Here is a 13957-nt window from a genome sequence, read left to right on the forward strand (position 1 = left end):
TCGTCCAGTTCTTTGTAGGTCAATTGCGTTTCTTCAAATACTATGGCAATATTATTTGGAGTTTTGGCAACTTGTTCCTCAAATAAATCCAGTACGGTTTTTCCAGCCGGATATTCGATTGCTGTATTGTTAAGATCAAACAATAATTGGTTCTTCTCTTCCTGTGTTAGAAAATCTACTTCCTGAATCTGTATTTCAGGCTGTGCTACTGTCTGCAGCATTAAATTTTCAAAATGACAGAACATTCTCTCGATCAGATCACTTTCATAGATATCGGTATTGTATTCAATTCTAAGGTCCAGTCCTTCGTTCTCAACGAAAATAAAACTTACATCAAACTGAGCTGTTTTGCTTTTAAACTCATACGTGCTTACCTCAAGATCAAGGAGTTCTTCTGTATTCAGGTTGTTTAATTGTTCCTGGTTTTGCAGTACTACCAGGACATCAAATAAAACGGAACGGCTCGTATCTCTTTTTAAATTCAGTTTTCCGACTAATTCATCAAAAGGATAACTTTGATGGTCGTAAGCGCTTAACAGAGTCTCTTTTTGCAGTTTTAAAACATCCAGAAAGGTATTTTCTTCTTTTAATTGTGTTCGTATAGCCAGCGTGTTCAGATACAATCCCATTTGATTCTCTAAATCCGGATGCTCCCTTCCCGCTATCGGAGTCCCCAGTATGATGTCGTTCTGACCTGTATACCTGTGCAAAAGTGCATTGATACCGGCCATTAAGGTCATAAACAAAGTCACATCATGCTCCTTTGAAAATAACTTTAACTGTTCTAAAAAAGCATTCGAAAACTGGTGGCTTACCGAATCGCCATTATAGGTTTGTACTAACGGACGGGCATTAAAGCCTGGCAGGTCTAATACAGGCAATTCGCCCGTAAACTGTTCGAGCCAGTACTCTTTTGATTGTTGCTGTTTTTCATTTTGCAATTCGTCATGCAGCCATACCGCATAGTCTTTGTATTGAATGCTTAACTCCGGGAAAGTGATTTCTTTTCCCTGCAGTAATGTATTGTAAGTTTTTACCACCTCGGCTATTAACAGTTCTATTGACCAGCCATCGCCAATGATATGGTGCAGGGACAGGAAAAAAACAGATTCGTTTTCTTCCAGTTTGATTAAAGAAGCCCGTACCAGTGGCGCAGTCTCTAAATTAAAAGGGTGACTGTTTGTATTTTGCAGATAATCAGCAATGGCTTCATGCTTATTTTCTGTCGAACTAAAATCTTTCTCTGCTATCGTAAATTTTACTTGTCCGGCCGGGATTATATATTGCTGGACTTCTCCGTCGGCAGTAGCTTTAAAGCAGGTTCTTAAAATCTCATGACGATGAATTAACAGCTTAAACGATTCTTCAAATTTCTGTACATCAACAGTTCCGGTGAGTTTTACCGTTGCAGGCATGTTATAGGCTAAGCTACCTCCTTCTAACTGACTCAGAATCCATAACCTTTTCTGTGAGGCGGTTACGGGATACGAATTTGCTTCAGGAGCCTCAGGGATTGCCTGATAATCATTCTCCTGCAATTGTCTGCTTAATGCTGCAATGGTCGGGCTTGTAAAAAACGTTTTAAAAGAAACTGTTTTTCCTAATTGTTTATGGGTTCTGTTAATGACCTGAGCAATGATTAAACTGTGTCCGCCTAACTCAAAAAAATTATCGGTTATCCCTATTTTTTCAAGTCCAAGTACTTCCTGCCAAATGGCCACTAAACTTTTTTCGGTTTCATTTTGTGGTGCGGCGTATGCTTTTCTGATCACGTCAGCGTTAGTGATACCCGGCAGTGCTTTTCGGTCTATTTTTCCATTTGGCGTCAGGGGCAATTTATCTAATACGATGTAAAAACCCGGAACCAGATAATCAGGTAATGCATGTTGCAGAAAACTTCTCAGCTCCGATTTATCGACAGGCGCAGTACTTACCAGATAGGCTGCCAGTACTTTCTCCTGATTGTTTTCTTTTACCTCTACAACAACTTGTTTTAGATCATCGGAATACTTTAAAATTGTGTTTTCTATTTCTCCTAATTCGATCCTGTAGCCTCTTATTTTGACCTGAAAGTCTTTTCGACCTAAAAATTCAATATTTCCGTCAGATAACCAGCAGCCTAAATCTCCGGTATCATACAGGCGTTCTCCTGCCTGAAAAGGATTTGCGATGAATTTCTCCTGCGTAAGTTCCGGTTTGTTTAAATAGCCTCTTCCTACTCCGGCTCCGGAAACATATATTTTTCCGGCAACCCCTATTGGCACAGGTTTAAACGCTTCGTCCAGGATGTAAATTTTAGTATTCGATATAGGTTTACCAATTGGAATGACTGTCTTATCAAAATCATTTTCGGACAGCTTATAAATCGACACACAAACGGCACATTCCGTTGGGCCATAAGCATTATAATAATCAATTCCTGATTGTACAACTGCAATTGCTTTGGTAGGATTAGCCGGTTCTCCGGCGGTAATCACACATCGCAATCCTGAAATGTCCTGTTCGGATAATAATCCTAGATAACTCGGCGGAAAAGTAACTACCGTAGCTTTTGTTTCTTTTAAAAAGGATACAAACAGATCTTTGTCTTTTATGACTTCTTCCGTCGGAATGCATAACGTCGCGCCGCTGTACAAACTCATCATAATCTCTGATATAGAAGCATCAAAAGCGACTGAAGCAAACCAGACAATCTTATCCTCTTTACGGACGTCAAAAAAGCTAATCTGATCCAGCGACATATTGATGTTACTCGTATGCTCAATCAGTACGCCTTTTGGCTGTCCTGTAGAACCCGAGGTATAGATCACATACGCTAAATCTTTGGGTGAAATGACGGTATTGATATTTTCATCGCTGTTACGGTCAAAATTTACAGATTGTAAAGCTACTGTCTTGCAGTTATGAAGGTCTGTAACGCTATCCGTGATCAGGAGTTTTAAACCACTGTCTTTGATCAGATAGTCAATTCTTTCCTGAGGATAATGGGTATCTATGGGTAAATAAACAGCACCTAACTTTAATATGGCCAATAGCGAAATGATTCCGTTATCGGACTTAGGTAAAAACACGCCAACGATATCTCCTTTATTTAGGCTGTAATTTGAGGAAATGTAATGAGCTAACTGATTGGCTTTTTTATTTAATTCGGAATAGGTTAAGTTCGATTCTTTACATACCACAGCAACATTGTCCGGTGTTTTCGCAACCTGCTCTTCAAATAAGTCAACTATTGTTTTTTCTTTCGGATAAGCAACATCGGTGGCGTTAAAATCTACAAGTAACTGCTGTTTTTCTGTATCAGACAGTAATTCATAATCCGCCAGGTTTGTTGCGATATTATTTTCCAAATCAGCAATAAACTGCTTAAAGTGTTGTAGCAGATAGTTAGCAAGTGTCTTCTTTGCAAAATTTTCTAAATAAGAAACGTTAATCGTAATAGCGCCATTCTCCTCTGTTTTTAAATGAAATAAAATCCCCTTACACGCTAAACCGTTGACCGAATTAATTCCGATACTGTAATTAGAAAAAATACTTAAATCGCTAAAACGGGTCTTTTCAGATAAATCATCATTAGTGTAGTCTGAATATTGTAAAGTCTCCAGAATTTCAGATTTTACTTTTTGAAGATATTCTTTAAACGATACATTTAAATCTACAGGAAATGATAACAGCATAGGATGTGATGGCTCCTTATAATCGGAAACAATGTAGCCATCAAAATCAGCCATAAGCTTTTTTAGCAAAAAAGAATAAATGGCACTTAAAACCGTTGCCTTAGCTATTGTGTTACCGTTTGTAAGCTTATTGAAATAGTGGAGATCCCCAGCCTCTATAGTAACACACGGAAGATTATTTTGCCTGCCCCCTACAGCAGCAACCTGTTCTCTGTCGGCTATTTTTTTCTTCCAGTATTTTGTAACTAAATAAAAATTATTTTGCATTGTACTATTATCCATAACTTTCGAATTCGTATTTGGTTTACAATCAGTGTTCTATTCCGATGCGTTATTTTTTTAACTTTAAATGAAATTGAAAGGTTTTTTATTTCTGTTCTTTTCTGACATAAAAAGTCTGAATCATTCTTGAAAAAATGTAAATCTTTTGTATTTAACTACAGAGATTTCGCACGAAAATAACAGTTCCATTTTTCTAAAAATTACGGACTTTTCGTATAAAAGTTACGGACTTTTGTAAATTGCGCTTATCATATCTTTATAAACAAGAATAAACTTACATAGATACGTACTAAACGTATGTTTTTACATTAAATTAACAAAATAATCATATAAGAAAATTCTGAAGCATAAAAGACCTTTTTTTCTAAGTAAAAAGAGCGGTCCTTACTTCTGTATCTGATGAATAACAGATCATACATTCAGTACATTTTTTAAACAAAAAACCTCCAAAATCTAATGACTTTGGAGGTTTGTAATTGTATTGAAATAGCAGCCTAAGATCTGCCGGTCGTTTTTACATTTTTTAATGCTTTAAAGTAGATTACTGAACTGGCATAAAGTCAAAAAAAAGCTGCCTTATTATTGAGACAGCTTCTTTTTGTTATCGAATCTTTTTTACAAATGCGCTATATACGTCATCCTTAATAGAAGTTCGCAGATAAACTTCGTTTTCATCACTTGTTTTAAATTCAAATTGAATTAAAGCGGCATCAGAATAATAAAATAAGGAATCATCATCGGCAAATTCGAGATTTGAAATAGGCTGGGTTGTTAATTTGGTTTCCGATGCTATTTCACCATTCGTTATGTCTAATTGAAAAAGTTTTCTTTTGCGGGTATATCCCCAAACATTATCACTTTCCTCCACAATGTATTCGATCGTATCATCTTTAAAATCTGTTTTCCATAGCTGGGTTCCTGTTTTGGAATCAACAGCGTATACCGAAGAAACTTCCGGGCCTTGTGCCGCAAAATATACTTTTTTGTCTTTGCAAAATATACGTTCCTTGATATTATGCTGATTCTCATCAAATTTAAATTGCCATAAAATATCCGGTTTATTTGGACTTAAAGCAAAAAGCACATTTTTTTCACTTGCTATAAATACATTTTCACCATCGGTTACCGGTTTTCCGTGCATAGGTTCCTGAAAGTCCTTTTGGTAGATCAGTTTTCCGGTATTGGCTTCAAAACTATAGACATAGTTGCCACTTTGGGTAAAAATTTTGTTGTCAAAATAAAGAACCGGAATATCGTTATTGGCAGAATCTAATTTATAGTTCCAGAGTAAACTTCCGTCTTTTAGATTCAGCGCATAAATATTTTGATTTTGAGCCGTAATAAACAATTTTCCATCATTTATCACCGGAATCTGATCTTTTAGTACAATTTGATCGGTACTATTTCCTATCCTTGATTTCCAGAAAAGAGCGCCGGTTTGATTATCAATGGCAAAAATTTCACCGTTAATAAACGGAACATATAGCACTCCGTCCAGCAGCGTTACTTTATTGGCGCACATTTCAGTATACGCATCTGTCGCTTTTACAGTCCAGGCAATTTGTTCGGATTCTAAATCAAATGAAAAAAGGGTACCGTCGTAATCATAAATGAGGACTAACGCCTGATCTAACGGAACTTTTTTAAGAGGATTTATGGCTTTATGGGAGAAGCCCTCAGTAGAATTTGGAACTTTAGTATCAGAATCAGTTTTGACAGGTTTTGCTGTGGTTGGCGTCTGCCCAAACATATTGATAACCGTACATACAAATAAAAGTGTTATTAGGCTTTTTTTCATTTTTACAATTTGGGAATGTCTCCGCCAAATATAGTAAAAATATATTATAGGATTTTAGAAGTGAAAGCGCTTTAAAAATAGAATCATAAAGTACTTAAACTAAAAAGGAGGCTTCAATGAAGTCACTTTTCGAATACCGGATCTTTTTACCAATTATTCTTCATGTGTATTGCATTTTATTGTTATTGAAAACTTACTTTTAATTTTAACTTTACAGCAAAACTGTTGTGAAAGTTTTGTTGTATTTTTTTTTTACAACAGAATATTTACAACAAAACTGTTGTAAAAGTTTTGTTGTATTTTTTTTTACAACAGAATATTTACAACAAAAAAGTTACAGACTTAATTTTAATTTTAGTTTTACAACAGAAATAGTATTATTCACTTCCCTGCATCCAAATATAAAAATTAGAAAAAACAGCTTTAAAAAACTTCTTAAAATTGCTTACAAACCCCTAGATAAAGCGTTTTACAGGTTATTTAACTATTGTTTTAATGAAAAGGATAATGATTTTATTTCATCAATTACAGTAAAAATATTCCTTAAATTCGCTTGAAGAAAATTAAACGGATTGCTTAAAACCAGCTAAAAAAATTGCAATGAACAGGAACCTGCAATCTTTCCCGATACTTATTAGCGAAAGGCTTACACTTCGGAAACTTTCCAAAAAGGATTCTGAAGAAATATGGCAGTTGCGCTCGGACGCAGCAATAAATAAATTTCTTAACAGAAAACCAGCCAAAACGTTAGAAGATGCCTTACACTTCATCAGCACTATAATTGAAAATGAAAGTGAGGATCTTTTTTATTGGGCCATCACAAAAACCGGGGAGGATAAACTACTGGGGACCATTTGTCTGTTTGACTTTGTGGCAGATGTAAAAAAATGTGAAATCGGATATGAACTGCTTACCGGATATCAGGGCCAGGGAATCATGACCGAAGCGGCGCGAACGGTTTTAGAATACGCTATTAAAACACATGGAATCAAAGCAATAGACGCACAGACCCATAAAGACAATCAAAACTCCACCAAACTTCTTGAGAAATTAAATTTTAAGAAACGGGATGATGCAATTGAAAATAATCCAAATCTTATTTTGTTTCGATTGACGATATAAAGCCATCATCAACCAAAAAAGAGACTCGAAAGTCTCTTTGTGCAATTTATATATCTTTTATAAATGTTATTTAGTGATTAGTTTTTCAAGCCTTGCCATCATTTCATCCTTTTCTTTCAACATACGTTCGTATAAGGCAATTTTTTCTTCGTGTATTTGTACAATTTTATCAATCGGATTAAAAGCACAATTGATATATCCAGAATTGTTAGCAACTGCTCCTTCATGAAAAGTGTTGGCAATAATATTTACCGCTTGTTCTTCATCAAAATTCTGAAAAGCTTCCACAGGAATTTTTAAGGCCTGTGAGATTTGATCCAGTATATCGTTTTCAATGACATCTTTTTGCTCCAGCATCGAGATTTTCTTTTGATTCCATTCGTTTCCGAGATCAAAAGCCAATGCCTCTTGTTTGATGCCCAGCATTTCTCTGAATCGTTTTACGTTTCTTCCCTGATGTATTTTCTGTTCCATAATGCGTATCAATATTTCTAAAGGCTCAAAGATAAAGCCATTTTGATTAAAAATTGTGCGTTTCAAAGATAAAAAAATATCCGGTAAAAGATTTATTTTGTAAGATATTATATCTATTTTTTAAAGAGAGTATCTTTTTAAAAGAGCGGAGATCCATTTTTTGTCATTTCGACGAAGGAGACTCGAGCGATAGCGAACAGACGAAGTAAATCACACTAGTAACTCCATCCCTAAAATCGCCAATCTTTGTCGAAGTGCTAGTGTGATTTCTCCTTTCAGTCGAAATGACAAACTTTTTTGCATGATTTGAAGAAAATTTCATTACAAGCTAATGATTTTTTATCTTGAAAAGGTTAATAAATTGTAGTAATAATATTTCTTATATTAGAGGTCTAATAACTAAGAGTCATCTCAAAAGATGTGTTTTTTATGGATGGAATAATTAAGTTAAAAGTAAGCCAACAAAAAAACAGAAGATTATGACTAGAATAATATTGATAATTACTGTTTTGCTTTTTAACTGTTTGAGTTTTTCTCAGACTGCAAAAAAAGATAATTATACATTGACAATCCGAAAAGGAAAAGTTGTAAAAGAAAACAAACAAACATTTTGGATAACTCCTACAACTCTGACCAACAATACTAGAGATACAGTAAGATATTACAGTATGTCTTGCTCATGGCAAAGCTTTTATTCAGTTGATAATAATAAATTGCAAGTTGAAGCAAAAAATTGTGACAAAAATATTCCGATAATTTTGACACTTGCACCTGGAAAATCAAGAACAGTCAAAATTAGACTATTATTAAGTCATAGAATTGATCCTTCTGAAATAAAATTCAAGATCGGCTTCAACTTAATTAAAGTATCCGGAACTCATAAAGAATTCAACTTTGACTTTGAAGAACAGCAGAGAAAGAAAAATATAATTTGGTCAAACATAATTTTAAGATAAAAGAACAAATGACATGTAGGTACAATTATGAAAACGGTAGTGGTAAATTCTGAAAACTAACCGACCAATTAGGAACTTCAAAATAATATTTTATGATCATCGTGGGAGTAATTTTATTAGCGATTGTTACATTTTTATTTCTATACATAAGAGATAAAAAATTATTAGAAACTGTTACAAAATCTCATCGTGGTACCAAAACGGAAAGAAAATTGGTTCTAAAACTTTTAAAAGCAGGATTTCCGGCACAAACCATTTTTCACGATTTATATCTTCGTGATAAATACGGAAATTATTCTCAAATTGATTTGGTTCTTGCAACAAAAGTCGGAATAATTGTGTTTGAAGTAAAAAAATACAGCGGATGGATTTTTGGAAATGGAAATCAGAATAAATGGACACAAGTTTTAGCTTACGGAAAAGAGAAATATTACTTTTATAACCCAATTCTTCAAAATAAAAAACATGTAGAAAATCTTAAAGCAACGCTAACTGATTTTCAAAATATTCCATTTTTTTCAGTCGTAGTATTTTTTGGAGATTGCGAGTTTAGGGATGTCAGTTTTATTCCAAACAATACCTTTTTAACTAAATCGCCAAGAGTAATATATGCTGTGAAAAAGGTTCTTAAAGAAAATGAACCTGCAAATTACAAAAGTAAACGTGATGTTGTTAATGTTTTATCTGCAGCTGTCGAAAACGGTAATAACCAGGAAATTTCCGAAAAACATATTAAAAACATAAAAGACATGTTGGGTGAAGATCGAATTTTTCACTAAATCATGAATCTGTATTTCCCGCAACGATAAGATAGTATTCCCATATAAAAACATAAAAAAACTCCATTATTTCTAATGGAGTTTCTTGGTGGGCGATGAGGGGTTCGAACCCCCGACCCCCTCGGTGTAAACGAGGTGCTCTGAACCAGCTGAGCTAATCGCCCTATTTTATTAGGCTGCTATCATTTTGTGATTGCGAGTGCAAATATACAGCTAGAATTTGTATTTGCAAGCATATTTAGAAAAAAAATGAAATTTTTTTTAGCATTATTATTTAGTACGCTATTTTTCAGCTGCTTAAAATGGGAATTAAATTTTGCTTTTCTAAAATTTAGTTAAAAAACAAAATCCCAAACGGTAATCTCGAATAATCTTTTGTAGTGAGACGCTATAATCATACATTTGCATACCTTAATACTATATTCAGATGCCACGATATCAGGAAAACGATTTACCAAAAGCTAAATTAGACTCTAATTCACTTCAAAAAGCACTTCAAATTTTCAAATACGGTAAAAATCACAAATGGAAGTTTTTCCTGGGATTGATTTTTCTTTTATTAACCAGCGCTACTGCCCTCGCCTTTCCTAAATTAATGGGTATGTTAGTAGACTGTGTAACCAACAAAGACCTGAGCAGGGCCAATGAAATCGCCATTGCACTTATGGGAATCCTGACACTGCAGGCTATATTTTCTTTTTTCAGGATTTCACTTTTTGTGAATTTTACAGAGAACTCCTTATCAAATATCCGTTTTGCCCTGTATGAAAACCTGGTCAAACTCCCAATGTCTTTTTATGCCCAAAAGCGTGTTGGCGAACTAAACAGCCGTATCAGTGCCGATATTTCGCAATTACAGGATACTTTTACCACTACCATTGCTGAGTTTTTACGCCAGTTAATCTTAATCATTGGTGGTTTTGTTATTCTGGGAAACATCAGCCCGAAATTGACTTTAATGATGCTGGCTATTGTTCCTATTGTAGCCGTAGCAGCCGTAATTTTCGGAAGATTTATTCGTAAATACGGTAAAAAAACACAGGATAAAGTAGCCGAAAGTCAGGTTATTGTGGAGGAAACCCTTCAGGGAATCAGTAATGTAAAGGCTTTTGCCAATGAATGGTACGAAATTCAGCGTTACAAAAACAAAATAAAAGAAATTGTAAAAATCGCTATTAAAGGCGGTCAGTACAGAGGTTATTTTGCCTCCTTTATTATTCTTTGTCTTTTTGGCTGTGTAGTGGCCGTGGTTTGGTACGGCATTACTTTAACGATCAAAGGCGAAGTTGAAGGTGTGGGTGATTTGATTTCGTTTGTACTTTATACTACGTTTATCGGAGCCTCTTTTGGAGGAATAGCCGAAATGTATGCACAAATCCAGAAAGCGGTTGGGGCAACGGAACGCGTTTTTGAATTACTGGAAGAAACTCCGGAAGAAATCAACGCAAAGCCACAAACTACTCCTATTGAAAAAATCAAAGGAAATGTAGCCTTTAAAAATGTAGCCTTCAGTTATCCTTCCCGAAAAGAAGTCGAGGTGCTAAAAGATGTCAGTTTCACAGCCGGATTCGGTCAGAAAATCGCGATTGTGGGGCCAAGTGGTGCCGGAAAGTCGACTATTTCTTCCTTATTGCTTCGTTTCTACGATATTACATCAGGAGAAATTACCGTTGATGGAAAAAATATCTATGATTATGATTTAGAAAACCTTCGCGGAAACATGAGTATCGTTCCGCAGGATGTAATTTTATTTGGCGGAAGCATCAAAGAAAACATCGCGTACGGAAAACCAAATGCAACAGATGAAGAAATTATACAAGCGGCCAAACAGGCCAACGCATTCAACTTTGTAGACGGTTTCCCGGAGAAATTCGAAACTTTGGTTGGAGAACGCGGTGTAAAATTATCCGGCGGTCAGCGTCAGCGTATTGCTATTGCGAGAGCTTTGCTTAAAAACCCAAGTATTTTAATTTTAGATGAAGCTACTTCCTCTTTAGACAGTGAAAGCGAAAAATTAGTTCAGGAAGCCTTAGAAGTCCTGATGGAAGGAAGAACAAGCATTATTATTGCACACCGTCTTTCGACCATTAGAAATGCCGATAAAATTCTGGTTTTAGATAACGGAAAAATAACCGAAGAAGGTACGCACCAGGAATTAATAAACCTTGAAAACGGGATTTATAAAAACCTTAGTAATCTTCAGTTTAGTAATTCATAGAATTGAAATTCCAAATTAAAAAAATTCCAAATTCCAATAACCAGCTTTGCGGGAATCCCTTTAAAAAACAAACCCGACAGGTTTTAAAAACCTGTCGGGTTTAAAAATAAAAAAAACTCCATTTGCTATGCAAATGGAGTTTTTTTATAAAATCTAAAAATCTAAAAATCTAAAAATCTAAAAATCTAAAAATCTAAAAATCTAAAAATCTAAAAATCTAAAAATCTAAAAATCCAGACAAAGACTGAGACTATAAACTGCGACTGAAAACTACTTCCCCTTCCTACGCTTACGTTCTGCCTTAATCATCGATAATTCACGGCTGGTCTGACCTGCCACGGATGTATTTTCTTCAGCACGACGAATTAGGTACGGCATCACGTCTTTTACAGGTCCGAACGGTAAATATTTGGCCACATTATAACCGTTTTCAGCCAGGTTGTAGCTGATATTATCGCTCATTCCGTACAATTGACCGAACCAGATTCTGTTGTCGTTTTTAGCGATTCCTTTATCGTGCATCATTTCCATCAATTTATAAGAACTCAATTCGTTATGAGTTCCGGCAAAAATGGACATGGTATCTAAGTGATCGAGCATATAACGTACCGCATGATCGTAGTTTTCATCTGTTGCTTCTTTAGAAACACAAATTGGGGAAACATAGTTCTTTTCTTCGGCTCTTTTGTTTTCTTTTTCCATGTAAGCGCCGCGAACCAGTTTCATTCCAATAAAGAAACCTTCTTTTTTGGCAACCTCATGCAGTTTTTTCAAATAATCCAAACGATCCCAACGGTACATTTGCAACGTATTAAAAACAATCGCTTTTTCTTTATTGTATTTGCGCATCATATCGGTAACCAAATCGTCAGCAGCATCCTGCATCCAGCTTTCTTCACCATCAATTAATAGTGCAACATCTTTTTTATGTGCTTCACTGCAAACCTTGTCAAAACGGGCTGTTACTCTGTCCCATTCTGCCTGTTCAGCCGGAGACAATGTTTGTTTTTCTCCTAATTTTTCATACAACTCAAAACGGCCTAAACCAGTTGGTTTAAAAACCGCAAACGGAATCGCTAAACGTTCTTTAGCAAATTCTATCGTTTTTAAAGTCATTTCCAAAGCAGCGTCAAACTGCTCTTCTTCTTCTTTTCCTTCAACTGAATAATCTAAAACAGATGAAACGCCTTTGGTAAACATTTTGTCTACTACAGTAATACAGTCGTCTTCGTTGATACCACCACAAAAATGGTCAAAAACAGTTGCACGGATTAATCCTTCTACTGGCAAATGTGCTTTAATAGCAAAATTGGTAACAGCAGTTCCTATCCTCACCAAGGGTTCGCTGTCGATCATTTTAAAAAGAAAATAAGCTCTGTCAAGTTCCGTATCGCTTTTTAACGAAAATGCAACCTGAGTATTATCGAATATTTTTTCCATTTAGGTTATTTTTTTGTGCAAATATAGACAGAGTTTCAATATTATTTAGTTAAAAATGCCTTATTTTGCGGATTCAATTAACCAAAAAAATATGCAATCTATTCAGGCCAATAATTATCTCGTGCATTTCAACCAAAATGCATACGAAGCTTTAAATACACATTTAAAAGAAAATAAATACTCTAATTTGTTTATTATAGTTGATAATGAAACAAATGAGCATTGCTTACCTAAATTTTTGCCCTTACTTGAAACTGATTTAACCATCGAAATAATCGAATTTGAATCAGGTGAAATCAATAAAAATATCGAAACCTGTATCGAAATCTGGAAGGTGCTGACCGAACTGGGTGCCGACAGAAAATCGCTTGTTATTAACCTGGGTGGCGGTGTTGTGACCGATTTGGGCGGATTTGTGGCTTCCACTTTTAAACGCGGAGTCGATTTTATCAACATTCCGACTACCTTATTGTCTATGGTTGATGCTTCGGTTGGAGGGAAAACCGGAGTAGATTTGGGAAATCTGAAAAACCAGATTGGTGTTATTAACGTGCCTCAAATGGTATTAATTGATACACAGTACCTTGAAACCCTGTCGCAAAGCGAAATGCGTTCAGGACTGGCAGAAATGCTAAAACACGGCCTTATTTATGATGCAGCGTACTGGAGACAGTTTCTGGACCTAAAATCAATTGATTATGCTGACTTTGACGAACTGATTTACCGTTCTGTTGAAATTAAAAATGAAATTGTAATTCAGGATCCAACTGAGAAAAACATCCGTAAAGCCCTGAATTTTGGTCATACCTTAGGACATGCCATCGAAAGTTACTTTTTAGAAAGCGAAACCAAAAAGACTTTACTGCACGGCGAAGCCATTGCAATCGGAATGATTCTGGAAAGCTATATTTCATTGCATAAAAAATTAATTAGTACAGCCGAATATGCCGAAATAAAAGCGGCCATCAAAAGTATATATGACGATGTCCAGATCGAAGAAAATGACATCGAACCGATCCTGGAATTGCTTATTCACGACAAAAAAAATGAGTACGGATTAATTCAATTTGCATTGATTGAAGGAATCGGAAAAATAAAAATTAATCAATCCGTTGAAAATAAATTAATTCTGGACGCGTTTGAGGATTATAAATCTTAAACTTTTTTTTAATCAAAACCATTGCTTTAGGTATATTTTATTTTTTACATTT

The 13957-nt window shown here is 35.2% G+C and carries 9 protein-coding genes and 1 tRNA gene; 5 read left to right on the top strand and 5 right to left on the bottom strand.

The window, feature by feature from the left end; translation table 11 throughout:
• Nucleotides 1-3959 (bottom strand): non-ribosomal peptide synthetase (locus GJU43_RS17705; protein ID WP_154342458.1); only part of this gene is annotated, 3959 nt, incomplete at its 3' end.
• A 601-nt stretch (nt 3960-4560) separates the two neighbouring features.
• Entirely contained in the window at nt 4561-5757 is a 1197-nt protein-coding gene (locus tag GJU43_RS17710) for a PQQ-binding-like beta-propeller repeat protein (RefSeq protein ID WP_154342460.1), read from the bottom strand.
• A 600-nt stretch (nt 5758-6357) separates the two neighbouring features.
• On the opposite strand from GJU43_RS17710, the gene GJU43_RS17715 reads away from it, so the two are divergent.
• Nucleotides 6358-6879, top strand: a complete 522-nt coding sequence (locus GJU43_RS17715) for a GNAT family N-acetyltransferase (RefSeq protein ID WP_154342462.1) — start codon at nt 6358-6360, stop codon at nt 6877-6879.
• A 66-nt stretch (nt 6880-6945) separates the two neighbouring features.
• On the opposite strand, the gene GJU43_RS17720 is transcribed toward GJU43_RS17715, so the two are convergent.
• Complete coding sequence (locus GJU43_RS17720; protein WP_154342464.1) at nt 6946-7353, bottom strand: helix-turn-helix transcriptional regulator; 408 nt, start codon at nt 7351-7353, stop codon at nt 6946-6948.
• A gap of 479 nt (nt 7354-7832) precedes the next feature.
• Between GJU43_RS17720 and GJU43_RS17725 the strand changes: the two genes are divergently transcribed.
• Complete coding sequence (locus GJU43_RS17725; protein WP_154342466.1) at nt 7833-8309, top strand: hypothetical protein; 477 nt, start codon at nt 7833-7835, stop codon at nt 8307-8309.
• Between the two features lie 92 nt (nt 8310-8401).
• The gene (locus GJU43_RS17730; RefSeq protein ID WP_154342467.1) at nt 8402-9088 is read left to right on the top strand and encodes a nuclease-related domain-containing protein; all 687 of its coding nucleotides are present in this window, start codon (nt 8402-8404) and stop codon (nt 9086-9088) included.
• An 86-nt stretch (nt 9089-9174) separates the two neighbouring features.
• Here the strand turns inward: GJU43_RS17730 and GJU43_RS17735 are convergent.
• Nucleotides 9175-9252 (bottom strand) — tRNA-Val (locus GJU43_RS17735).
• A gap of 263 nt (nt 9253-9515) precedes the next feature.
• Here GJU43_RS17735 and GJU43_RS17740 point away from each other — a divergent pair.
• A complete protein-coding gene (locus GJU43_RS17740; RefSeq protein ID WP_154342469.1) occupies nt 9516-11306 on the top strand; it encodes an ABC transporter ATP-binding protein in 1791 nt (596 codons plus the stop codon).
• Nucleotides 11307-11576: 270 nt separating this feature from the next.
• Here the strand turns inward: GJU43_RS17740 and GJU43_RS17745 are convergent, their stop codons facing one another.
• The gene (locus GJU43_RS17745; RefSeq protein ID WP_154342471.1) at nt 11577-12746 is read right to left on the bottom strand and encodes a proline dehydrogenase family protein; all 1170 of its coding nucleotides are present in this window, start codon (nt 12744-12746) and stop codon (nt 11577-11579) included.
• Between the two features lie 91 nt (nt 12747-12837).
• Here GJU43_RS17745 and aroB point away from each other — a divergent pair, with 91 nt between their 5' ends.
• Nucleotides 12838-13905, top strand: a complete 1068-nt coding sequence (gene aroB / locus GJU43_RS17750; RefSeq protein ID WP_154342473.1) for a 3-dehydroquinate synthase — start codon at nt 12838-12840, stop codon at nt 13903-13905.
• The last annotated feature ends 52 nt before the right edge of the window (nt 13906-13957 follow it).

This window comes from Flavobacterium sp. LC2016-23 (assembly GCF_009674775.1).
Lineage (GTDB): Bacteria > Bacteroidota > Bacteroidia > Flavobacteriales > Flavobacteriaceae > Flavobacterium.